The organism is Enterobacter sp. SORGH_AS_0287, assembly GCF_031453695.1.
In the GTDB taxonomy this organism is placed as follows: Bacteria; Pseudomonadota; Gammaproteobacteria; order Enterobacterales; family Enterobacteriaceae; genus Enterobacter; species Enterobacter ludwigii.
Genome location: NZ_JAVIZW010000001.1, coordinates 4,072,311 through 4,095,678, shown reverse-complemented (window position 1 = coordinate 4,095,678; position 23,368 = coordinate 4,072,311). Strand labels below are relative to the sequence as shown.

Genomic DNA, 23,368 nt, shown 5'->3' with positions numbered 1-23,368 from the left:
AGCTCCGCTTTTCTGTGGTGCCGCAAAAAGAAGGATTACTTCGTCAATAAGCTCCAGGTCAAATCACTTTCCAGCGTAGTTTGATCTGTCAGATGGCTGAACGCGCTTTCGTTGAGAACCGGTGAGAGCGTTACGTTGAAACTCATCTGCTGGCCGGAAGGGACCTGGTTATTCTCAAGCGCAATCACCGCCTCGTTATTACGCAGATAGAACGGCGTCGGTGTACCATTTTCCGGCGTAAAATTCAGCTGATCGACCGTTTTACCCACGGTGTAACTTTTGCCATCGACGGTCATGTTGTCAATTTTGACTGCGACACCGCCGGACTGCCCAAAAAGAAACCGCCCCTTATCTCCCGCTGTACCGCGCAGTATCACCGCCATCTGCTGAGACTGAGGGCAAAAAACATTTACCGTGATGTCGCGATCGGCCATTTTATGCCAGTCCTGCTGCGTCGTTTCGATCGTATCCCGGCGCATCTCATGATAATCCACCACCGGCTGTGAGAGGCTGAGCTGGCAATCTTCAGCATGGGTTATTCCTGTCACACCGAGCATCAGCAAGGCCACTAAGCCCGATAAGTGTCGACTGTTCATCGGCAGACTCCGTTCACTTCTTCATAGAAGGCATTTTCGTCACGCTTATCAGCCAGGGTGTAATCAATCTTACACAGTCGGTTATTGTCACCGTCTAGCGCGTAGAGCGCGCTCAGCTGATCGGCATCGTTAATAAAGACGTGGCCATCATCAACCGTGGTCACGATATAGTTACCTTTCTCATCAACAATCGAGATCCCTTTACTCAGGGGCTGACCGTCAGCCTGCTTAACGCTTAGCATGACGCGGCGGCTGTTAAGTACTTTGAAATCAATCTCGCTGACCGAGGCATGGCCTGCGGCAATATATTTCGTGCCGTTAGCCAGCGTCATACTCTGCGGCAGCTTATTAGCATCAATTTCTATGCGGGAGTTATGCCATTCGTTGAGTGAAGGTACCACGGCCTGGCCCCATGGATCGGTCCAGACGGTACCTTGCGGAGTGGAGATTTCAACGCCGCTCTTCTTCTCGCTCAGTCTGGCAATCGCGAAGGTGTCCTGAATCGTATACGGCGAGAAAGTCACACCCTCTTTATGCATGGCCACGCCACCCGACAATGTCGCATTGTAGTTCCGCTGATTATCCCCACTGGTTCCGCCCCCCACGCTCAGTTGCGTATAGCGCAGGTTAGTGTTGATGTTGCCGTTGAAGCTGTTGTCTTTCGAATCCTGATCGCGATCGGCTGAGATGTAATAGTTCGTATTGTCTCCCAGCGAGCCGCTGTTAGACGCGCCATAGGAGGTGCTATCACCCTGTTTACGCATATAGGTACTGATGGACTGACTGCCGCCGAGCGGGATGCTCACGTTGACGTAGAACATCTCATTGTCCTGATCGTCATCGACATTACCGACCGCACTTTGCCAGTTCATGGATACTGACGCGTACGTAAAGGTCTTGCCCCATGACAGCAAGAGGTAACGTGAATCTTCACCGTCACCGCTGGTCTGGTTGTAGTTGAACCCTGCGCTAAACACCCCCGCCAGAGGGGAGGAGAAACGAACGTTGCCGGAATAGGTGTTGTCATATCCCTGATAATCATCGTCCATCGCATCAGCCAGTTCGCGATACTCTCCGCTGTAATGCGTCGCACTGCCTGAAAGACCGACGTACTCGTTCAGGATGTAATCACTTTGCAGCTCGGTTTTTACCCCGCTGCTGCTGTCACCAAAGCTCGCATTGCTGACTGCCGCACCCGTTGAAAGGGTCCAGTAATCGCTTACCAGGAACTCTGTCCTGCCGCCTGCCGCCTGATAGTTTTCCGCAGCGGCACCTGAAGCCAGGAGATTCATCCACGGAGAGACACGCCAGCCGTCAGAGATGTTCATCACCAGCGGATCGTTATAGTCGCTGTCGATGCTGCGCACCTGACCTACAGAAAGGGTTAGACCCTGCGGGCGTGAAAGGTTGCGCGCCCTTACCTGAGACGCCGGGACGATGAAACGGTTAGTTGCGCCGTCGGATTCCACCACTGAGACGTCCAGATCCACATTGTTGCGAACCACGGGCACGTCATCCAGCGTGAAGGGGCCGGCTGGCACAAGGGTACTGAAGACCAGTTGACCGTTCTGGCGGATTTCGACACGTGCCTGGGAAGACTGGGCAATACCGGAAACGCTCACGCCAGAGCTTGCTCTCGCCAGACCGCTGGTCGGCATAAACTGAACGCCGGTAATCGGCACCCCGCTCAACACGTTGGACATGGCGTTGATTTCACCCACCTGCATCGTCATTTTTTGCGCGGTAAAGACATGCTCTGCATAGGTGTAAATGCTTTCGGCATTTCGGCTACCGTCGTCATCCGTCAGGATATAACGGCTGCGCAGCGCCCAGTCCATCGTGTTGAATCCGGCTTCCAGGCTGGCCTGAGAGTAGCGGCTGCTGTCATTGTCACCATAGTCGTTATGGGTGCTGAACAATGAATAGTTCAGCAGCGCCGCCGTTCCGCCATGCTGGAAGTTTTTGATATCCGACGACAGACTGTTCACCGCTTCAGCTGGCAGATAGAGTTCAACGGCCTCCTGGTTAGGCAAGGCGTTGATGACGGCTTTAGGATAGTTATCCCGAATATCATGACACTCCTCACCGGACTTTATTGACACAGGCATCAGCCCAGCAAACTCCATGAGATCGTTATCAAAGCAAAGCATGCCATCTTTGTTGAAACGAACTGCAGCCATTCCTCGCTCTTTCCCGTTGACCTTCACCGAAACGGAGTGGGTTCCGGGTAAAAAGCGCGGTGCTTCTGCGAAGTAATGGTTGAGATCTTTATTCAACCCCAGCGTTTGCATTATCCCCGTGTCGAAGGTGACCTCCCTCGCCAGTACGGATGTTGAATCAAGTAACACCAGAGGTAATGTGCCGCAAAGAATGGCGCGGACACAAAGTGCAAGGCGGCTTTGTTTACTCACCGTCATATCCCTATTTTATTTATTTAATTCCGACGTAAAGCTCGGGACCTCAACGCCATAGCGGCTGGCCGGGAAAAACTTAACGCTGCTGTCACCACTGACTTTCTTACTCATATCAGCCGTTAGCGTTTCGCCAGGAAGAATGTAGGTTTTGGACAGAGAGGCACTCACCCCTGAAGGCAGCAGCATCACGTTCTGCCCAAGACGGACCACATATTTGCTGGGATTGTTCACGGTGACGGACGTGCCGTTTGAGGACCACTTCAGGAACTTCCAGGCATCAGTGACCACACCCAGAGATGCCGGTCGAATAAGCACGGGGATATCCTGGCGAATGTTAATGCCAATCTTTATTTTTTTATCATCGTTTTTAGGCGGAATACCGTCGAATGTGACGCGTTTATAATGCTCTACATCCAATGGCTGTTTGTTCTGAAGAATAAAGCGCAGCTGCTGCGTCTGACCTGGCTCAAGACGTACCACCGGCTGCGTTGCAATAAGCTTAAGACCGGTATCGTCCGGCAGGTCAACGACATTTGTATATAAAAGTGAAGGATGCGAATCGGTATTCTTGACGTTAATCGTTCCACTGTGCGTCGCTTCATCAATGATTAACAGACTGGTTTCAGGCACCATGCCTTCTGCATGTACAGCAACACTGGCAGATAATAACGCGGCAGTAATCAGCGTGTTAAATAAAGTGGATTTTAAACAATGCATAATAATATCTCCTTGAAAGCAACAACAGAACAGTCCATGTTTATCGCGCCGTTAAAAAGAGAGTAAATGCAGCGCATTTACTCTCCGGTTTAATTAAATTACGTTTACTCGATTAAAAGTCTTACAGATAACGCAGGCTGATAGTCACCTGACCATCAAGCTGGGTGTCATCAGTGATCGCCAGCGTGGTGGTATCCTGGATCGCCAGAGAGGTCACCAGTGGGAAGGTTGCGGTCTGGAACGCCAGTGGAGCCAGGGTGCCAACAGTTGCAACGGTGAAATCACGATAGTTATCGCCCTGAGTTGTACCGTTGGTGCTCTTTGACCAGTTACCGGTAGCATTCTGCTGGTAAATTGGGTCAACTTTAGCGCCGTCAGCCATTACGCTGTCAGTTTTAACGAACAGCGAGTATGTTCCGATGTTCACTGGTGTTGTACCTGTTGTTTTACCTACACCGTAAGTCTGGCTTTCAGACGAATTAGAACCACCACCAAACATGCCATTCTCAACGGTGAGTTTCGCGTTAGAATCAGCGCGATCGTCAATCATATTCCAGGACACTTTTGTTGCTGCGGTGCAGGTAATAGTCAGATCGATGTCTTTCTGGCCCAGCTGGTTAACTGCCGTTGAGCTTAAACCACCCAAACTAACTGTGCCGTAGTCAACCGTTCCGCCGTTGCTTAACTGAGGCGTACAGGCTGAATTAGTCAGCGTACCTTTGACTTTCAGAACGGCAGTCGGGTTAGCCGCAAAAGCGGATGTCACACACAGAGAGAGCGCAGTAGCGAGTAAAACCTTTTTCACTTGTTATTCCTTAACATATGAGTAATTGCAATATTAAATACAGCAGGGATAAATAAATTTACCCCATACTGTTTATCGTCATGCTTGAGAGCATGCGTAGATAATATAATCTTTATAAATACAAGCAATTTAGAAAAATTAATTTATGGATTTAGAATAACGTTATCAATAAGTGATATTTATTTATAAGAGTGTATATAGCTTTAAAACGACATATTATATTCAGCGGAGATATAGCTTGAAATTATCCGAACGGTGGGGGCAAGCAAAAAAGAAGGGATGTATATAATTTACTTTATTAAACGTTTTGACATAAAAAGACATAAAAAAATCCAGCTAGTCTGAATAACTAACTGGATAGTCGATAAAAATGCTTTTACTACTTCACAACGCGCAGTGCCGGACGGCCTCCGCGCGGCGGCGGATCGTCATCAGGATCGTCATTGTGATCGGGCTTGTCACCCTCAATGACCGACATCAGCGTTTCGCTTTCGTTTTCCGAAGCGCCGTTTTCGTCATTCAGGCCGACAACATCCTCGTCATAAGCCGCTTCCGGCTCAAACATGGTGCCTGCACCGTTTTCACGCGCATAAATCGCCAGCACCGCAGCCAGCGGTACAGAAACCTGACGCGGCACACCGCCGAAACGCGCGTTAAAGCGCACTTCGTCGTTGGCCAGTTCAAGGTTACCCACCGCGCGCGGCGCGATGTTCAGTACGATCTGCCCGTCACGTGCATATTCCATAGGAACCTGCACGCCCGGCAACGTCACATCCACAACCAGGTGCGGCGTGAGCTGGTTATCCAGCAGCCATTCATAGAAGGCGCGCAGCAGATACGGACGGCGTGGGGTAAGTTGTGACATTTCCACAGTCATTAGCCTCGGCCGAGACGCATTTCACGTTCCGGTTCAGTTAAAGATGCAAGGAAAGAATCGCGTTCAAATACGCGAGTCATGTAGCCCTTCAGCTCTTTCGCGCCCGGACCGCTGAACTCTACGCCCAGGGTTGGCAGACGCCACAGCAACGGCGCCAGGTAGCAATCTACCAGGCTGAACTCATCGCTCAGGAAGAATGGTTTCTGACCAAACACAGGGGCAATCGCCAGCAGCTCTTCACGCAGTTGCTTACGTGCAGCGTCTGCTTCAGAAGAGGAACCGTTGACGATAACGTTCATCAGCGTGTACCAGTCTTTTTCGATACGCTGCATGTACAGGCGGCTTTCACCACGTGCAACAGGGTAAACAGGCATCAGTGGTGGATGCGGGAAACGCTCATCCAGATATTCCATAATGATACGGGATTCCCACAGGGTCAGCTCGCGATCCACCAGCGTCGGTACGCTTTGGCTCGGGTTGAGATCGATCAGATCCTGAGGCGGGTTATCCTTTTCCACATGCTCGATCTCAAAACTGACACCCTTCTCGGCCAGCACGATACGAACCTGATGGCTATAAATGTCAGTAGGACCAGAAAACAGCGTCATTACCGAACGTTTGTTGGCAGCGACAGCCATGAAAACCTCCAGGTATATTCAGAATTTTTACTGCTACCAGCCCAAACAGGGCCAGCCAGATGTTGTATCGCCCATCCCAGAGAAAACACATTGTTCAAGAATCGAACAAAAAACGAGTATTCACCGATATTTGGGCAGAAAATTGGATGATAGTTTACCAGATTTTGATGGCTTTGTGGTGAGGGGATTCTGGAAATGTGGAAAAAGAGAAGATATATGCAGTGATGCTGTGGATAACCTGCACATTATCCATAAAAAAAAACCCGCCGAAGCGGGTTTTTCGCCAATCGTTTCTGCGTAAGCAGAAAAGGATTAACGTTTGGAGAACTGTGGACGACGACGTGCTTTACGCAGACCCACTTTCTTACGTTCAACCTGACGAGCGTCACGAGTAACGAAGCCAGCTTTACGCAGTTCAGAACGCAGGGATTCGTCGTACTCCATCAGAGCGCGGGTGATACCGTGACGGATCGCACCTGCCTGACCGGAGATACCACCACCTTTAACGGTGATGTACAGATCCAGTTTTTCTACCATATCAACCAGTTCCAGCGGCTGGCGAACTACCATGCGGGCAGTTTCACGACCGAAGTACTGTTCCAGAGAACGTTGGTTGATTACGATTTTACCACTGCCCGGTTTGATGAACACGCGAGCTGCGGAACTTTTGCGGCGACCAGTGCCGTAGTATTGATTTTCAGCCATTGCCTATAATCCCGATTAGATGTCAAGAACTTGCGGTTGCTGTGCCGCGTGGTTGTGCTCGTTACCTGCGTAAACTTTCAGTTTACGGAACATAGCACGACCCAGCGGGCCTTTTGGCAGCATGCCTTTAACCGCGATTTCAATCACACGCTCAGGACGGCGAGCAATCATCTCTTCAAAGGTCGCTTCTTTGATACCACCGATGTGGCCAGTGTGATGGTAGTACATTTTGTCTGTACGCTTGTTGCCGGTTACAGCAACTTTATCTGCGTTCAGAACGATGATGTAATCACCCGTATCAACGTGCGGAGTGTATTCCGCTTTATGCTTACCGCGCAGGCGACGAGCCAGTTCAGTAGCCAGACGGCCCAGAGTTTTACCGGTCGCGTCAACAACATACCAGTCGCGCTGTACGGTTTCTGGTTTAGCTGTAAAAGTTTTCATTAAAAGCTTACCCAAATAATAAGTTACACGTTGGTGAACACCCAAACGTTTAGTCAGTTGAGGTTCACACGACAAAGTCCGGCAAACCTACCCCTTCGAATAGCTAATGCCGACACATAGAAAGTTTCGGGAAAAAAACCTTCTCGTAACGTGGGGTCGCAAGATTATAGAGAAGTTGAGGTCAAAGATCGACCCTTAAATGTGATTCGAGGCGGGTTTTTCGGGGGTAAGGTTTTTGCGGTCTGCCGCCCTCACCCCCAGCCCCTCTCCCACAGGGAGAAGGTCGCATTTATGGCATATGCTGAAGCTTAAGATACTCCTCGCTTTGCATCTCCTGCAGGCGCGACAGACAGCGCTGGAACTCAAACTTCAGCCGCTCGCCTTTATACACCTCATATAAAGGTACCTCGGCGCTGACCACAAGCTTCACGTGACGCTCATAGAACTCATCGACCAGCGCAATGAAGCGGCGCGCTTCGCTTTCCATCAGCGGCGTCATGACCGGCACGTTGAGCAGCATCACGGTATGGAACAGGCGCGAGAGCGCGATGTAGTCATGCTGGCTGCGGGCATCCACACAGAGCGTTGCAAAGGAGACGGCCAGGGTTTGATTTTCGACACCCAGGGTTTGCAGCGGGCGATGGTTAATCTCGAGCTCAGGGGCATGAGCCCGTTTTGCCCCCGCCAGCGCCAGCCACAGTTTATCCATCTGCTGCGTGGTCTCATCGTTTAAGGGAGAGAGCCACAGATGCGCCTGAGTTAAGGTACGCAGGCGGTAATCCACCCCGGCATCAACATTCATGATGTCGCAGTGCTGTTTGATGGCATCAATAGCGGGCAGGAAACGCGCGCGCTGCAGGCCATTGCGGTATAGCTCATCCGGCGGGATATTCGAGGTCGCCACCAGCGTTATCCCGCGTGCGAACAGCGCTTTCATCAGGCCACCCAGCAGCATGGCGTCGGTAATATCGGAGACAAAAAACTCGTCAAAACAGAGTATGTCCGTTTCCGCCTTGAACCTGTCGGCCACAATCTCCAGCGGATCGCTTTTGCCCTGCAGTGCCGTCAGCTCTTCGTGAACCCGCAGCATAAAGCGGTGGAAATGCAGACGCTGCTTACGGGTACCCGGCAGGCTCAGATAAAAGAGGTCCATCAGCCAGGTTTTCCCGCGCCCGACGCCGCCCCACATATACAAACCGCGCACCGGCGCATGAGTCTGTGGCTCTTTTTTTCCGAGCAACCGCCCCAGAGCCGCCTTCAGCCCACCGCTCTGTTCACTCTCTGCAGGTTTTGCCGTGAGCTCCTGATAAATCGTATCCAGACGATTCACCGCTTCACGCTGAACGTCATCCGGCTGATGTGTACCCTCATTAAGGGCAAGTTGGTATCGCGATGCAGGGGACAGGTTTTGCATAAACGTATTGTTATTCCTTCAAATAATACTCACCAGCTGACGTGACTGATGAAAAAAAGGCCGTTCTACACTACGCGATGATACGTCAGGATTCCACTTCTGCGGAAATAGCGGTTATAGTGGCAATATCAGGCACAGGCAGGAGCCGAGCCAACACCCTACGGAACAACAAGACAACGGGAGAAGTTCATGACCTGGGAATATGCGCTAATCGGTTTAGTCGTCGGCATCGTCATTGGTGCTGTGGCCATGCGTTTCGGTAATCGCAAATTGCGTCAGCAGCAGTCACTGCAGTACGAACTGGAAAAGAACAAAGCCGAACTGGAAGAGTATCGTGAAGAGCTGGTCAGCCACTTTGCCCGTAGCGCCGAGCTGCTGGACAACATGGCGACCGACTATCGTCAGCTCTATCAACATATGGCAAAAAGCTCCAGCAGCCTGCTGCCAGAAATGACCGCGGAATCCAATCCATTCCGTAACCGTCTGGCCGACTCTGAAGCCGGTAACGATCAGGCCCCTGTTCAGATGCCACGCGACTATTCAGATGGTGCGTCTGGCCTGCTGCGCGGCGGTGCAAAACGCGATTAATCGCACAACCTGAATTTATTTTACGGGCGCTGCTATTGCGCCCGTCCTTTCTTCATGACCCCAGCTATTATTGAGTAAGCACTTCATTGTTCAGCGGTTTAAAATTCAATAACATCAACGTGTTTTAGGGCCGTTTTTCCTTTATTCCAGGTTACGAGAGTCAGCATCGATGAAGAAAAAAAACCAGCTGTTGAGCGCTATAGCGTTAAGTGTCGGGTTATCTCTCTCGGCGTCCTTCCCTGCATCTGCCGCCCTGCCTTCCCAGGTACCCGGCCAGGCGGCAATTCCAAGTCTTGCGCCAATGCTGGAAAAAGTTCTGCCTGCGGTAGTGAGCGTGCAGGTAGAAGGCACGGCATTACAAAATCAACGCGTACCTGAAGAACTGAAAAAATATTTTGGCGATGAGTCGCCCGACCAGCAGGCGCAGCCTTTTGAAGGTCTGGGTTCTGGCGTCATTATTGATGCGGCCAAAGGTTATATTCTGACCAACAATCATGTTATCAGTCAGGCCGATAAAATCAGCGTACAGCTCAACGATGGGCGTGAGTTTGAGGCCAAACTGATTGGCGGCGATGACCAGAGCGACATCGCGCTGCTGCAGGTGCAAAACCCGAGCAATCTGACTCAAATTGCCATTGCGGACTCCGATAAACTGCGTGTTGGTGATTTTGCTGTCGCCGTGGGAAATCCGTTTGGTTTAGGGCAAACCGCCACCTCCGGGATAATCTCGGCGCTGGGTCGCAGCGGTCTGAATCTGGAAGGCCTGGAAAACTTTATCCAGACCGATGCCTCAATCAACCGCGGGAACTCCGGCGGGGCCTTACTCAACCTCAACGGCGAGCTGATTGGGATTAACACCGCTATCCTGGCGCCGGGCGGCGGCAGTATCGGCATCGGTTTTGCTATCCCCAGCAATATGGCCAAAACGCTGGCGCAGCAGCTCATTCAGTTCGGTGAGGTCAAACGCGGGCTGTTGGGCATCAAAGGGATGGAGATGAGCGCTGACATCGCGAAAGCGTTCAACATCAATGTGCAGCGCGGTGCATTTGTCAGTGAAGTGCTGCCAAACTCCGGCTCGGCAAAAGCTGGCGTGAAGTCGGGCGATGTGATTGTCAGCCTGAACGATAAACCGCTGAGCAGCTTTGCGGAACTGCGCTCGCGTATTGCCACCACCGAACCGGGTGCCAAAGTGAAGTTAGGCCTGATTCGTGATGGTAAGCCGCTGGATGTCGAAGTGACGCTTGATAAGAGCACCTCATCCTCTGCCAGCGCGGAGCTTATCGCCCCGGCGCTGCAAGGGGCAACGCTGAGCGATGGACAGCTGAAAGACGGGACGAAAGGGATTAGCGTCGATACCGTCGAGAAGAGCAGTCCTGCCGCGCAGGCCGGATTGCATCAGGATGATGTGATCATCGGCGTGAACCGCAATCGCGTGCAATCCATCGCAGAACTGCGCAAGGTGCTGGAAAGCAAACCGGCGGTCATTGCCCTGCAGGTTATGCGCGGCAACGAGTCTATCTATATTCTGTTGCGCTAAGCATTTGCGATTCCGGACATCACCGCTGCGTGTGATGTCCGGATAACTCATGTTATGCTGCAAATCGTTCCTTTATTAACGACACGCGCATCATGCTTTTAAAGCTCTTTCGTTCAATTGTCATCGGTTTGATTGTTGCCGGCCTGCTGCTGGTCGTCATGCCGTCTTTACGCCAGTTCAATAAGCTGTCGGCGCCTCAGTTCGACAGTGCGGATGAAACGCCTGCGACCTACAACCAGGCCGTTCGCCGTGCCGCGCCTGCCGTGGTTAACGTTTATAACCGTGGCCTCAATAGCTCAGCCCATAACCAGCTGGAGATCCGCACTCTCGGCTCCGGGGTAATTATGGACGAGCGCGGCTACATCATTACCAACAAACACGTGATTAACGATGCCGACCAGATCATCGTTGCCCTGCAGGATGGCCGCGTGTTTGAGGCCCTGCTGGTGGGCTCGGATAGCCTGACCGACCTGGCTGTTTTGAAGATCAACGCCACGGGCGGTTTACCGGTTATTCCTATTAACCGTAAACGAACCCCTCATATTGGCGACGTCGTGCTGGCTATCGGTAACCCTTATAACCTGGGTCAGACGATCACGCAGGGGATTATCAGTGCCACCGGTCGCATTGGCCTCAACCCGTCGGGACGGCAGAACTTCCTGCAAACCGATGCGTCCATCAACCACGGTAACTCCGGCGGTGCGCTGGTCAACTCGCTGGGCGAACTGATGGGTATCAATACCCTCTCGTTCGATAAGAGCAATGACGGTGAGACGCCGGAAGGGATTGGGTTCGCCATTCCATTCCAGCTGGCGACCAAGATCATGGATAAGCTGATCCGCGATGGCCGTGTGATCCGCGGTTATATTGGTATTGGCGGTCGTGAAATTGCGCCTATGCATTCGCAGGGCGGTGGCATCGATCAGATTCAGGGCATCGTGGTCAACGAAGTGTCGCCTGGCGGCCCGGCGGCTAACGCGGGAATTCAGGTTAATGATGTCATCGTGTCGGTCAACGGCACACCAGCGGTATCGGCGCTGGAGACCATGGATCAGGTTGCGGAGATCCGTCCTGGCTCTATCATCCCGGTTGAAGTCATGCGTAACGATAAGAAGCTGACGCTGCAGGTGACGATTCAGGAATACCCGGCCACCAACTGACAGGCATAAAAAAACGGAGCGCATTGCTCCGTTTTTTTTGCCGGGCGGCATGACGGCTTACCCGGCCTGTGGGGACATCCGTTTTACTTGTTAACGAACTCTTCGCCCAGAGTGATATCTTTCTTCAGCGTATCCAGCATGCCTTCCATCGCGTTCTGTTCAAACGCGCTCAGCTTGCCAATCGGCTGATGTTCTTCGATACCGTTTTTACCCAGCAGCAGCGGCTGAGAGAAGAAACGAGCATGTTCGCCGTCGCCTTCAACATACGCGCATTCAACTACGCCTTTCTCGCCCTGCAGTGCACGAACCAGTGACAGACCAAAACGTGCCGCCGCCTGGCCCATAGACAGGGTTGCAGAACCGCCACCCGCCTTCGCTTCCACCACTTCGGTGCCCGCGTTCTGGATGCGTTTGGTCAGGTCAGCCACTTCCTGCTCGGTGAAGCTAACACCAGGGATCTGCGACAGCAGAGGCAGAATGGTGACACCAGAGTGACCGCCGATAACCGGCACTTCAACTTCTGAAGGCTGTTTACCTTTCAGTTCAGCCACGAAGGTGTTGGAACGGATGATGTCCAGCGTGGTCACGCCGAACAGTTTGTTCTTGTCGTAAACACCGGCTTTTTTCAGCACTTCTGCCGCGATAGCAACCGTGGTGTTCACCGGGTTGGTGATGATACCAATGCACGCTTTCGGGCAGGTTTCAGCAATCTGCTGCACCAGGTTTTTCACAATACCCGCGTTGACGTTGAACAGGTCTGAACGATCCATGCCTGGCTTACGCGCCACGCCAGCGGAGATCAGCACCACGTCCGCGCCCTGCAGGGCAGGACGAGCATCTTCACCGGAGAAGCCTTTGATTTTCACAGCTGTCGGGATGTGGCTCAGGTCAACCGCCACACCTGGGGTTACCGGAGCAATATCGTACAGGGAGAGTTCTGAGCCTGAAGGCAGTTGGGTTTTCAGTAGTAGGGCAAGCGCCTGGCCGATACCACCAGCAGCGCCGAGGACTGCGACTTTCATCCTAAACTCCTTATTATGGTTAACTTAAGTATCTGTAACTCCGTTGCGGCGACCATAATTCAGCAGGTAATTAATTACAATTTTCGTCACTAAATAATTTGAGGTCGCGCGACTTTATCTCTCACCAGAAGGCTATCTGACGACAGACGACAACGAATTAAGAGGGGGTTACAATACACCCTGCCACGCCACCAAAACAACATCATTTTGATAACATTTAATTTACTTTTAAGCTTATTTGCTTGCCGTGACCCAGGCATGTTTTCTGATAACGAAATCTGATAAAATCACTCCCTTTCATAACATTATTTCAGCCTAACCGCTGGCAGATAATTTGCATAAAAATTCATCCACATGCATAATAATGTTGTTTCTTTCGTCATATTCCGGGTGACTTATGCGAAGCTCGTCTAAGCAAGAAGATTTAGTGAAGGCGTTTAAAGCGCTACTCAAAGAAGAGATATTCAGTTCTCAGGGAGAAATTGTTCAGGCTTTACAGGAACAAGGCTTCGATAACATCAACCAGTCGAAAGTCTCCCGCATGTTAACCAAATTTGGTGCGGTACGTACGCGTAACGCCAAAATGGAGATGGTCTACTGCCTGCCTGCAGAACTTGGCGTGCCAACCACCTCCAGCCCGTTGAAGAATCTGGTTCTCGATATCGATTACAACGATGCCGTTGTTGTGATCCATACCAGCCCGGGTGCTGCACAGTTGATTGCACGTATGCTGGACTCGCTGGGTAAGCCCAAAGGCATCCTTGGGACGATTGCGGGTGACGATACCATCTTCACTACCCCCGCCAATGGCTTCTCAGTAAAAGATCTCTACGAAGCGATTCTGGACCTGTTCGAGCAGGAACTCTGATTACCCTCCCCGTGGCGTCCTGCTGCGGGGATCATTCTGCTTCTGCCGCGTTTCCCCTGCTTTATCCCGCCCTTTACTTTAACAAATAGTGCTTTTTACCGCCCATTAACATTCACTTGGTGAATGATAAATCAAAAAATCGCACAAAAAATCAAAAGCTGATATCCATATGATTTTCTTAGATATACAGCCACACATTGAACAATAAGCGCACAATTCTATGCCATTAGGTTATAAAAAACAGGTTAGTTAATACGTAATAACAACAGAAACAATTAGTCTGGTATTAATTTTTACCGTTATTAGTGTATACTTGATTTTGTGATGAGGGTCACGAAACAAAGACCCCACTAAAAATTCGACGAGGTAAAGAATCATGAAAATCAAAACTACTGTAGCGGCGCTCAGCGTCCTGTCTGTCCTGTCATTCGGTGCTTTCGCCGCTGACGCTATCAATGCCGAGCAGGCACAATCCCGCCAGGCAATCGGTACGGTTTCCGTGGGCGCAATCGGCACGTCTCCAATGGACATGCATGAGATGCTGAACAAAAAAGCGGAAGAACAAGGTGCGTCATCTTATCGCATCATTGAAGCGCGTTCAGGTGACCACTGGCACGCAACCGCTGAGCTGTACAAATAAGTTTTAGTAATAACTGAAGACCAAAATCTCTACTCAACGGCACCAGGCATAAAAATAGCAGTTCAACCCTTCTCGCCGTTGAGCAAAAACCCTATTCAGGAGCAAAAACTATGAAAACCAAATTCATCATCGCAACCCTCGGTCTGGCATCCGTTCTCTCTTTCGGCGCAAGTGCCGCCGTACAGCAAGTGAATGCTGACCAGGCGCAGAATCTGCAGTCTATGGGGAGTGTGTCTGTGACGTCCGTTACCGGCTCTCCAATGGATATCCGTCAGGCACTGGCCGCTAAAGCTGAAAAAGCAGGCGCCAGCAGCTATCGCGTCACCGAGCTGAATCAGGGTGACCACTGGCATGCAACGGCTCAACTGTATAAATAAACCCTCGTCGTATCTCATCATACGACTTGCCCCTGGCCTTCTGGTCAGGGGCTTTTTTATGGCTTGATCAATGGCGCGCGTTGAAACGTAGCTGCCCTTCCAGCTCTTCTTCCGCTTCATCAAACAGCAAAATGAGTGCGCCAAACCGTCTGCGCAACTTTTCAGGCAGATGGATAAACTCAATTTCCAGCGGTAACGGCAGCAGGCTGCCGGTCACCACGTCCCACAGCGTGTCCAGATTGGTGACGCTTTCCCGTTCAAGATCAAACACCCGGATAAATTCACGATAGAAGTCATCCTGACTGTCGATCTCGTCAAAATCAAAGGTATAGGTTTTCATTGCCAGTCACCCAGTCCAGGCGAGCGGCCTGCGCCGCCCTGATTATTATAATCCCCCAATATGCAGGGTTTTGACTTCCAGATACTCTTCCAGCCCCAGCACGGACCCTTCACGCCCAAGGCCAGACTCTTTTACCCCACCAAACGGCCCCAGCTCTGTGGAGACGGCACATTCGTTAATTCCTATCATCCCGCTTTCGATGGCCTGCGACACGCGGAAGACACGAGCCAGATTTTGGGTATAGAAGTAAGCCGCCAGGCCATATGGCGTGTTGTTGGCACGCTGGATAACCTCATCTTCCGAGGTAAAACGGAAGCAGGCCGCAACCGGCCCAAACGTCTCTTCTTCAGCCAGTTTCATGCCTTCATGGCAATCGCCCAGGACAGTTGGCATCCAGAAATTGCCGCCAAGCGAATGGGGTTTACCGCCCGCCAGAACGGTCGCACCCCGGGCCACGGCATCTTCAACGTGTTCACGCACCTTATCGACGGCGGAGGATTCGATCAGCGGCCCCACGATGACGCCCTCTTCCAGACCATTCCCGACCTTCAGGGCATTCACCGCATCGGCAAGCTTATTCACAAATTTGTCGTAGACGGTTTCCTGAATATAGAAACGGTTAACGCTGACGCAGACCTGGCCGGCATTGCGGAATTTATTGGCGATAGCCCCTTTAACGGCAGCCTCGATATCCGCATCTTCAAAGACGATATACGGCGCATTGCCCCCCAGCTCCATCGACACTTTCTTCATGGTTTCTGCGGCGTTACGCACCAGCGTTTTGCCGACGGAAGTCGAGCCGGTAAAGGAGATTTTCCGCACCTCATGGCTCGCCATAATCGCGTCACTGATCTCATGCGTATTCCCGGCTACGGCGTTGAGTACCCCATCCGGTACGCCGGCCTGTTTTGCCAGCGTAAGCAGCGCGAAGGCGCTGAGAGGTGTGTTATTTGCCGGTTTGATTACCCCGGTACACCCTGCCGCCAGCGCCGGACCTAATTTACGGGTGAGCATGGCCATCGGGAAGTTCCACGGCGTAATCGCCGCAACCACGCCGATGGGCTCGCGGGTCGCCAGGATGCGGGAGCCCGGTTTGATCGGTGGAATAATTTCGCCGTTCGCGCGCTTGGCCTCTTCGGCGAACCACTGGATAAAACTCGCGGCGTATTCCACCCTCGCCTTCCGCTTCTTTCAAGGGCTTGCCCTGTTCGGTGGTCATTAAACGCCCGAGCCAGCTTTTGTTCTCAATGATCAGTTCGTACCAGCGGTAGAGAATTGCCGAACGCGCTTTCGCGGTTTTGGCGCGCCATGCCGGGAAGGCTTTGGCCGCCGCGGCAATGGCGTCTTCGGTTTCTGCTTTGCCGGCTTTGGCTACTCTGGCGATGACCTCACCGGTAGCCGGGTTCAGCACATCAAACGTCGTGTCCAGCGTTTTCCATATGCCGTTGACCAGATAACCGGTCTGAAAAAGGTGATTATCCTGAAGCGCCTGGGTTGTCATGTGTCCTCCCTTCCTGAATGTAAGAGCATGCTGGAATAAGTATAGCCACAAAAAAACCGACGCTTTTGGCGTCGGCTTTTTTACTTCAGTCAGTTATCCGTAAGGGCGTTCTGATAGCGATGCAGCATAAACACCAGCCGTCCTACCGGCTCTGTCACCTGAGGCGGTGCTTCCCAGACTTTCAGCTTCTCCTGGTAGATATCCAGCTCTTCAAGCAGTTGCTTAAAGTAACGACGTCGTTTGTCATCGCTGGAGGCAGAAAGCACGTGGTCGGCCGTCCGACGCAGCTGGCGGTGGAAAGCCGACAGATCGTCATTGATGGGCACGGGGGCATTACGTAAACGCTGGTGCGCGATAATCATGGTCAAGGCCAGACGGAACTTGGCGATGTCACCCGGGAACTTGTTCAGCAGTAAAAACAGCTGCTGATAGAGCGCCGGCAGGTGGTTCTCTTTGCGACGCGCGGTATTGGTGGTCATGGACGACACGGCAGCCGAGACAAACTGATTCAACAGCACGCGGCCCGTCCGTGCCTGAGAGTTATCCCGCACCAGCAGAATGACCATCATCGCCAGGAAACAGCCCACCAGCTGACCTAAGGCGCTGTCTAAGAACTGGCTGAAATGGAAGGTCATCGGGTTATCCAGCACAATGATGTTAATCGTACTGGCCAGGGCACCCAATGAACCCAGCCGACGTTTTTGTACTTCGATTCCGATAAAGAACGCCATCACCGCAAGGCTAATACAGAGCAGTAACATGCTCTGCTGGGTCGAGGGAATGATCACCAGAAAATAGAACGCGCCAATCGGCAGTGCAGCAATTGTGCCGAACAGGAAATCAATGGCCACCATGCGCGGATTCGGAAGACGCATCGCCAACGCGGTAACGACGGCGATCATCACCATCGCGCCGCTGCCGGAGGTCCAGCCGGTCCACAGCCAGAACAGCGTGCCGAGCATACAGGCAAGCGTTGTACGCCAGAAGTTAACCATTGCGTGATGGCGTTCGGCGGATTCTGCCTTGATCACCACTTCACCCTGCAGCACCTCTTCTTCTACCGCGCTGATTTTGGTGTTACTGATCACACCGCGTTTCAGCAACAGGTAGCGCGTCGCGGCCCCGACCCAGGTATAGATCGTCACTGGCGTATCGCGATCCCCGGTCCAGGCAATGACCCGGCGCATGCGTTTAAGCTGTTTGTGTACGTCCTGCACGGTTTCCACCGGCTCCGCAAACAGCTCGCGGAAGGTATCGGTTACCGCGTCCGGGCGGGTGTTTTGGATCAGATAGGTTTCACACGCCTGGGTAATCAGCGTTAAGGAGACGGTGTTGATGGCTTTAAGGCGGCGGTTGGCACGGGCCCAGCGCGAAGACTCCATGTTCAGATTGCTGCGCATCCCTTCCAGCGCCGTGGTGCGGCGCACCAGAGCGCTCCAGGCTTTATCCACCTCTTCGCTGTCACCATGCTTAATACAGAGCTGCATCAACTGATACTGGGCAACAATCAGCGCATCCAGTTCACGATCCACTTCCTGCTTAATGGAGCGAGGAGAGAAAAGCAGGTCAGCGACAATCGCACTGACAATACCGATGACAATCTCACTGCAGCGCTCTACGGCAAACTGTGGGGCAAGCAGCGGTTCGCTTTGAATGGTGATGATAATAATCAGCGCGGTATAACCGGCCAGCCCCCAGGCGTAGGAGTTCTCCACTTTCACCAGCGACGAGAGCCAGGTGCAGAAGCCCGCCCAGATACAGCACACCATCAGCATCAGCAGCGGCGTGCGGATCATCAATATGATGATGGTCAGTGCGGCGAAACAACCGATAAATGTCCCAATGATGCGCAGCATCCCACGGTAGCGGATCGCCCCGGAGTAAGGTTCCCCGCCCGCAGCAAAGGCAGGCCCTGCCGCGACAATCGCCGCCGTCAGTACGGCCCAGCGGGGGGTTTCCAGCTGAAAGTGGAAGCCGACAAACAGCGCCAGCACAATGGCACACGCCAGCTTAACGGCGAAGCGAATGTGCTGGCTGGCGATGGAAAAGATACCCATAACGATTAACCAAACTCGCGCAGGCGATGGGCAATTTTACGGAAGATGGAGTCCTGGCTGGCGTCACGGTCTTTTTCACCGGTGATCACCACCGTCGCTGTGGTCCCGGCAGGCCACAGATTGCCCTGCTGTTCATCCAGGTGGATACGCACCGGCACACGCTGGGCCAGACGTACCCATTCCAGGTTGGAATCCACCGTCGCCATCCCTTTAGTATCGTTAGAGCTGCTGGAGTTAGTGACCCCCGCGGCTACGCTGTCGACGGTGCCTTTCAGCACACGGTTGCTGCCAAGCGGCGTAATTTCAGCCCGGAACCCCGGACGCACGCCTTCCAGTTTGGTCTCTTCCATATAGGCGAGCACGTAGAAGGAGTTCTGTTTAACCAGCGCCACGGCGGTTGAGCCGCGGGTGATAAACTCCCCGGCATAAACATTCAGGTTGGTGATCCAGCCATCGGCTGGTGCGCGGATCACGGTGCGCTCAAGATCGAGCCGGGCAAGATCGCGCGTCGCTTGCGCTTTGGCCAGCTGATGCAGCACGGTTTGCAGGACGTTATTGGACTGGTCAATCTCTTCGCGGGACATCGCCTGAACACCCAGTTGGTTACGGCGACCTGCCTCACGGCGTTTCTCGGAAGCCAGCGCCTGATAATAGGCCACATCCGCTTCGGCTTCTTCTAACGCTTTCTGATAACGCGGCTGGTCGATGGTGAACAGTACCTGATCTTTTTTCACCAGCTGGTTATCGTGGACATTGACCGCAGTGATGAGACCCGCCACGTCGGGGGCGATTGCCACGACATCGGCGCTAAAGCGGGCATCTCGCGTCCACGGTGATTCAGTGTAATAGACCCAGGCGCGGAAAATAGCGATGAACGCGAGGATAACGAGCGCCATGGTGATGGCAGTGCGGGAGATTTTTCTTGTTAGCGTTTTCACATCAACCTCAGACAAACATGCGCGATATCAGGTAAAACAGGCAGCAATACAGCGCGGTATTGAACAATGCAGGATGCCAGACAAAATCGTAGATCCCGGTGGGGACCAGCACCTTGCGCACCAGCCAGAAAATCGCCAGTGATAAAAGAAGCTCGAAAAATATCGGTGGGAACGACAAACCGAACACCACGATAACGGGAAACAGACTCATGTTGACCTTGATTAGAGAGAGTGCAGGCTTCAGACTTTTTTAGCGCACGCCACCGCAGGAGAGCAAGAAACGCCGGGCGAGAATGGCGCAGCCGTTATGTAATTAATAATATATTAACGTAACTGTTATGCTGTTATCTATAATATGTGATCTAAATCACTTTTAAGTCAGAGTTAACAATGGAACGTCTAAAACGGATGTCGGTCTTTGCCAAAGTGGTTGAACTTGGCTCTTTTACCGCCGCTGCACGTCAGCTTCAGATGAGCGTCTCTTCCATCAGCCAGACCGTGTCCAAACTGGAAGATGAGCTGCAGGTCAAGCTACTCAACCGCAGCACCCGCAGCATTGGGCTGACGGAAGCGGGTAAGATTTACTATCAGGGTTGTCGCCGCATGCTGCTCGAAGTGCAGGATGTGCACGAACAACTTTACGCCTTCAACAACACGCCTATCGGTACGCTGCGCATCGGTTGTTCTTCAACTATGGCACAAAATGTTCTCGCCGCCATGACCGCTGACATGCTGAAAGAGTACCCGGGATTAACCGTCAATCTGGTCACGGGTATTCCCGCCCCGGACCTGATTGCCGACGGGCTGGACGTGGTGATCCGCGTGGGGGCATTGCAGGACTCCAGCCTCTTCTCCCGGCGGTTGGGCAGTATGCCAATGGTGGTCTGCGCCTCGAAAAGCTATCTGGCTCAGTACGGGGTACCGGAGAAACCCGCCGATCTCACCAACCACTCCTGGCTGGAGTACAGCGTTCGCCCCGACAATGAATTTGAGCTGATTGCCCCGGAAGGGATTTCCACCAGACTGCTGCCGGAAGGACGGTTCGTCACCAACGATCCGATGACCATCTCGCGCTGGCTGGTGGCCGGCGCCGGGATCGCGTATGTGCCGTTAATGTGGGTAATCAACGAGATCAACAGCGGTGTACTGGAGATCCTCTTCCCGCGCTATCAGTCCGATCCGCGTCCGGTGTACGCGTTGTACACCGAGAAAGACAAACTGCCGCTCAAGGTTCAGGTGTGCATAAACTATCTGACCGAGTATTTTGTGGACGTGGCGGAGTTGTTTCAGGGAATGCGCGAAAGAAGAAAGGAATAACCTCTAATTTCCCAAAAGTATATTTGTGATGAATATTCCAGGATGATACAGACCGTCATTCAGGAATATTCCTTCGCCCCTGCCAGGAATAGCGAATTGACACTGCCGCCATCTGCGCCTTACCTTATAAACAGTCTGACAGTCAGGCTGTTATTAATTTGTTACCGATATGAATAATAAAATGTATTTCTCAGGATGACGTTAAACAAGGAAAAGAAATGAATATATTTGAACAAACACCGCCTTCACGCAGGCGCTATGGACTCGCCGCGTTCATTGGTTTGATTGCAGGGATTGTCTCCGCCTTCGTAAAATGGGGAGCAGAGGTGCCGCTTCCGCCGCGAAGCCCTACCGATTTATTCACCAGCGCATGCGGACCGGAGCAATTAATAAGAGCCGCAGGTCAGATTGATTGCTCCCGCAATTTTTTAAATCCTCCTTATGTATTTTTACGCGACTGGCTGGGCATTGCTGACCCTAACGCCGCGGTTTATACCTTTGCCGGCCATATATTTAACGCGGTCGGCGTAACACATATTATTTTCTCTATCGTCTTTGCTGTAGGGTATTGTGTAGTTGCTGAAGTCTTCCCGAAAATTAAACTCTGGCAAGGTTTACTGGCGGGTGCGTTAGCACAGCTTTTTGTTCACATGATCTCCTTCCCGCTGATGGGGCTGACACCCCCGCTGTTCGAACTGCCCTGGTACGAACACGTCTCAGAGATCGTGGGGCATTTGATCTGGTTCTGGTCGATTGAAATCATTCGTCGTGACCTACGCAACCGCATCACGCACGAGCCCGACCCGGAGATCCCGCTGGGTAACGCACGTTAAAAAAAATGGCGCGACTTTTACAGTCGCGCCATTTTTTCAGATTGATTCAGGTCAGGCGGTGCCGCCCACCGTCAGGTTATCCACTTTCAGCGTTGGCTGACCGACGCCAACCGGCAGGCTCTGGCCCTCTTTACCGCAAACACCAACGCCGTTATCCAGTTTCAGATCGTTACCGACCATGGAGATCTGCTGCATGGCTTCAATACCGGAGCCAATCAGGGTCGCCCCCTTCACCGCTTTGGTCACTTTGCCTTTCTCAATCAGATACGCTTCTGAAGTGGAGAAGACGAACTTACCAGAGGTGATATCCACCTGACCGCCACCAAAGTTTGGCGCGAAGATGCCGTAATCAACGGACTCGATGATCTCCTGCGGTGTGGATTTACCCGGCAACATGTAGGTGTTTGTCATACGCGGCATCGGCAGATGCGCGTAGGATTCACGACGGCCGTTGCCCGTTGGCGCAACGCCCATCAGACGCGCGTTGAGTTTGTCCTGCATGTAGCCTTTCAGGACGCCATTTTCGATCAGCACGTTGTACTGCCCGGGCGTACCTTCATCGTCGATTGAAATCGAGCCACGGCGATCCTGCATCGTGCCGTCATCAACCACGGTACAGAGTTCAGATGAGACGCGTTGTCCCATCTGGCCGCTGAATACGGAGGTGCCGCGACGGTTAAAATCGCCTTCCAGGCCGTGGCCCACCGCTTCGTGCAGCAGCACGCCAGGCCAGCCTGCGCCGAGTACCACCGGTAATGTACCGGCGGGTGCCGCCACGGCAGACAGGTTCACCAGCGCCATGCGCACGGCCTCTTTTGCCCACGCGTCAGCGCGTGCTTCACCGTCAACATCGCCCAGGAACCAGTCATAACCAAAACGACCGCCGCCACCGCTTGAACCGCGCTCACGCTTACCATCGTCTTCAACCTGCACGCTGACAGAAAGACGTACCAGCGGACGCACATCCGCTGCCAGCGTGCCGTCTGTCGCCGCGACCAGGATCAGTTCATAGACACCGCTCAGGCTGGCAGAGACTTCCTGCACGCGTTTATCCGCAGCGCGTGCGACTTTATCCACGCGGCGCAGGATATCCAGTTTCTCTTCACGGCTCATGCTCTGCAGGGGATCGATACTGGTATAGAGTGCAGAGTGCTGCACTTCACCCAGCGTCTTCACGCGACCGTCACCGGTTTCGCGCACGATAGTCCGCGCGGCCAGCGCGCTCTGCTCCAGTGCGGCCAGGCTAATCTGGTCGGCATAAGCAAAACCGGTTTTCTCGCCGCTGACGGCACGTACACCGACACCCTGGTCAATGTTATAAGAGCCATCTTTAATGATGCTGTCTTCTAAAACCCAGGATTCGTGATAGCTCGACTGGAAATAGAGATCGCCGTAGTCGAGACGGCGTTCGGTCAGTTGACCAAGAATGGAGAACAGGTCCTGATGGCTCAGGCCGTTCGCTGCGAGCAAATGTTCACTTACCAGGTTCAGACTCATCGTATTGCTACTCGTTCGTTGCCGCCCGTGGCGGTATATAAATCGTATTTATTGAGAGTGAGGCAATTACCTGCCCACGTCAA

24 protein-coding genes and 1 pseudogene are annotated in these 23,368 nt (G+C 52.7%); 9 read left to right on the top strand and 16 right to left on the bottom strand.

Annotation, left to right across the window (positions count from 1 at the left end; all coding sequences use genetic code 11):
• Positions 1-35: 35 nt before the first annotated feature.
• The 6 genes from QE396_RS19505 to sspA form a co-directional block, all read right to left on the bottom strand.
• A complete protein-coding gene (locus tag QE396_RS19505; protein WP_014171836.1) occupies positions 36-596 on the bottom strand; it encodes a membrane protein in 561 nt (186 codons plus the stop codon).
• Positions 593-3,013, bottom strand: a complete 2,421-nt coding sequence (locus tag QE396_RS19500) for a fimbrial biogenesis usher protein (protein WP_309952183.1) — start codon at positions 3,011-3,013, stop codon at positions 593-595. The genes QE396_RS19505 and QE396_RS19500 overlap by 4 nt, the downstream gene beginning before the upstream one ends.
• 9 nt (positions 3,014-3,022) lie before the next feature.
• Positions 3,023-3,727, bottom strand: a complete 705-nt coding sequence (locus QE396_RS19495) for a fimbria/pilus chaperone family protein (RefSeq protein ID WP_014171838.1) — start codon at positions 3,725-3,727, stop codon at positions 3,023-3,025.
• Positions 3,728-3,848: 121 nt separating this feature from the next.
• On the bottom strand, positions 3,849-4,532 hold the full coding sequence (locus tag QE396_RS19490; protein ID WP_020883513.1) for a DUF1120 domain-containing protein: 684 nt from the start codon (positions 4,530-4,532) through the stop codon (positions 3,849-3,851).
• Positions 4,533-4,911: 379 nt separating this feature from the next.
• Positions 4,912-5,403, bottom strand: coding sequence for a ClpXP protease specificity-enhancing factor (sspB, locus tag QE396_RS19485; protein ID WP_025202910.1), 492 nt, complete (start codon positions 5,401-5,403; stop codon positions 4,912-4,914).
• A 5-nt stretch (positions 5,404-5,408) separates the two neighbouring features.
• Positions 5,409-6,047, bottom strand: coding sequence for a stringent starvation protein SspA (sspA, locus tag QE396_RS19480; protein ID WP_014071978.1), 639 nt, complete (start codon positions 6,045-6,047; stop codon positions 5,409-5,411).
• Here sspA and QE396_RS19475 point away from each other — a divergent pair.
• A complete protein-coding gene (locus QE396_RS19475) occupies positions 6,046-6,348 on the top strand; it encodes a hypothetical protein (RefSeq protein WP_136342246.1) in 303 nt (100 codons plus the stop codon). The genes sspA and QE396_RS19475 overlap by 2 nt on opposite strands.
• Before the next feature lie 11 nt (positions 6,349-6,359).
• Here the strand turns inward: QE396_RS19475 and rpsI are convergent, their stop codons facing one another.
• From rpsI to zapE, 3 genes are all read right to left on the bottom strand, one after another.
• Complete coding sequence (gene rpsI / locus QE396_RS19470; protein WP_003860436.1) at positions 6,360-6,752, bottom strand: 30S ribosomal protein S9; 393 nt, start codon at positions 6,750-6,752, stop codon at positions 6,360-6,362.
• Between the two features lie 15 nt (positions 6,753-6,767).
• Positions 6,768-7,196 carry a 50S ribosomal protein L13 gene (rplM, locus tag QE396_RS19465; RefSeq protein ID WP_003860434.1) on the bottom strand — a complete coding sequence of 143 codons (429 nt, stop codon included), beginning with the start codon at positions 7,194-7,196 and terminating at the stop codon, positions 6,768-6,770.
• 289 nt (positions 7,197-7,485) lie between these two features.
• Positions 7,486-8,610, bottom strand: a complete 1,125-nt coding sequence (zapE, locus tag QE396_RS19460) for a cell division protein ZapE (RefSeq protein WP_020883512.1) — start codon at positions 8,608-8,610, stop codon at positions 7,486-7,488.
• A 189-nt stretch (positions 8,611-8,799) separates the two neighbouring features.
• On the opposite strand from zapE, the gene zapG reads away from it, so the two are divergent.
• From zapG to degS, 3 genes are all read left to right on the top strand, one after another.
• Positions 8,800-9,198 (top strand): Z-ring associated protein ZapG, encoded by a 399-nt coding sequence (zapG, locus tag QE396_RS19455; protein ID WP_014171843.1) that lies wholly within the window; start codon positions 8,800-8,802, stop codon positions 9,196-9,198.
• Between the two features lie 169 nt (positions 9,199-9,367).
• Positions 9,368-10,735: a serine endoprotease DegQ gene (gene degQ, locus QE396_RS19450; protein WP_014171844.1), complete on the top strand. Its 1,368-nt coding sequence runs from the start codon at positions 9,368-9,370 to the stop codon at positions 10,733-10,735.
• Positions 10,736-10,827: 92 nt separating this feature from the next.
• Entirely contained in the window at positions 10,828-11,895 is a 1,068-nt protein-coding gene (gene degS / locus QE396_RS19445; RefSeq protein ID WP_020883511.1) for an outer membrane-stress sensor serine endopeptidase DegS, read from the top strand.
• Between the two features lie 83 nt (positions 11,896-11,978).
• Here degS and mdh read toward each other — a convergent pair whose 3' ends face one another.
• Positions 11,979-12,917: a malate dehydrogenase gene (gene mdh / locus QE396_RS19440; protein WP_014171846.1), complete on the bottom strand. Its 939-nt coding sequence runs from the start codon at positions 12,915-12,917 to the stop codon at positions 11,979-11,981.
• Between the two features lie 397 nt (positions 12,918-13,314).
• On the opposite strand from mdh, the gene argR reads away from it, so the two are divergent.
• The 3 genes from argR (at position 13,315) to yhcN (QE396_RS19425) (ending at position 14,802) form a co-directional block, all read left to right on the top strand.
• Positions 13,315-13,785 carry a transcriptional regulator ArgR gene (gene argR, locus QE396_RS19435; protein ID WP_014171847.1) on the top strand — a complete coding sequence of 157 codons (471 nt, stop codon included), beginning with the start codon at positions 13,315-13,317 and terminating at the stop codon, positions 13,783-13,785.
• Between the two features lie 376 nt (positions 13,786-14,161).
• Entirely contained in the window at positions 14,162-14,425 is a 264-nt protein-coding gene (yhcN, locus tag QE396_RS19430; RefSeq protein ID WP_014171848.1) for a peroxide/acid stress response protein YhcN, read from the top strand.
• Positions 14,426-14,535: 110 nt separating this feature from the next.
• Positions 14,536-14,802 carry a peroxide/acid stress response protein YhcN gene (gene yhcN / locus QE396_RS19425; protein ID WP_014171849.1) on the top strand — a complete coding sequence of 89 codons (267 nt, stop codon included), beginning with the start codon at positions 14,536-14,538 and terminating at the stop codon, positions 14,800-14,802.
• Between the two features lie 67 nt (positions 14,803-14,869).
• On the opposite strand, the gene QE396_RS19420 is transcribed toward yhcN (QE396_RS19425), so the two are convergent.
• The 5 genes and pseudogenes from QE396_RS19420 to aaeX all read right to left on the bottom strand — a co-directional run bounded on the left by QE396_RS19420 (position 14,870) and on the right by aaeX (position 19,849).
• Entirely contained in the window at positions 14,870-15,142 is a 273-nt protein-coding gene (locus QE396_RS19420; RefSeq protein WP_014171850.1) for a barstar family protein, read from the bottom strand.
• A gap of 45 nt (positions 15,143-15,187) precedes the next feature.
• A pseudogene (locus tag QE396_RS19415) lies at positions 15,188-16,643 on the bottom strand (NAD-dependent succinate-semialdehyde dehydrogenase).
• A gap of 89 nt (positions 16,644-16,732) precedes the next feature.
• The gene (aaeB, locus tag QE396_RS19410) at positions 16,733-18,700 is read right to left on the bottom strand and encodes a p-hydroxybenzoic acid efflux pump subunit AaeB (protein WP_014171852.1); all 1,968 of its coding nucleotides are present in this window, start codon (positions 18,698-18,700) and stop codon (positions 16,733-16,735) included.
• Positions 18,701-18,705: 5 nt separating this feature from the next.
• Positions 18,706-19,638 carry a p-hydroxybenzoic acid efflux pump subunit AaeA gene (aaeA, locus tag QE396_RS19405; protein ID WP_020883509.1) on the bottom strand — a complete coding sequence of 311 codons (933 nt, stop codon included), beginning with the start codon at positions 19,636-19,638 and terminating at the stop codon, positions 18,706-18,708.
• A gap of 7 nt (positions 19,639-19,645) precedes the next feature.
• The gene (gene aaeX / locus QE396_RS19400; protein ID WP_003860416.1) at positions 19,646-19,849 is read right to left on the bottom strand and encodes a p-hydroxybenzoic acid efflux pump operon protein AaeX; all 204 of its coding nucleotides are present in this window, start codon (positions 19,847-19,849) and stop codon (positions 19,646-19,648) included.
• A gap of 179 nt (positions 19,850-20,028) precedes the next feature.
• On the opposite strand from aaeX, the gene aaeR reads away from it, so the two are divergent.
• Positions 20,029-20,955: an HTH-type transcriptional activator AaeR gene (aaeR, locus tag QE396_RS19395; protein WP_014171854.1), complete on the top strand. Its 927-nt coding sequence runs from the start codon at positions 20,029-20,031 to the stop codon at positions 20,953-20,955.
• Between the two features lie 218 nt (positions 20,956-21,173).
• Positions 21,174-21,788 (top strand): YagU family protein, encoded by a 615-nt coding sequence (locus QE396_RS19390; protein WP_020883508.1) that lies wholly within the window; start codon positions 21,174-21,176, stop codon positions 21,786-21,788.
• 51 nt (positions 21,789-21,839) lie between these two features.
• Here the strand turns inward: QE396_RS19390 and tldD are convergent, their stop codons facing one another.
• Positions 21,840-23,285, bottom strand: a complete 1,446-nt coding sequence (gene tldD / locus QE396_RS19385; protein WP_014171856.1) for a metalloprotease TldD — start codon at positions 23,283-23,285, stop codon at positions 21,840-21,842.
• Positions 23,286-23,368 lie beyond the last annotated feature (83 nt).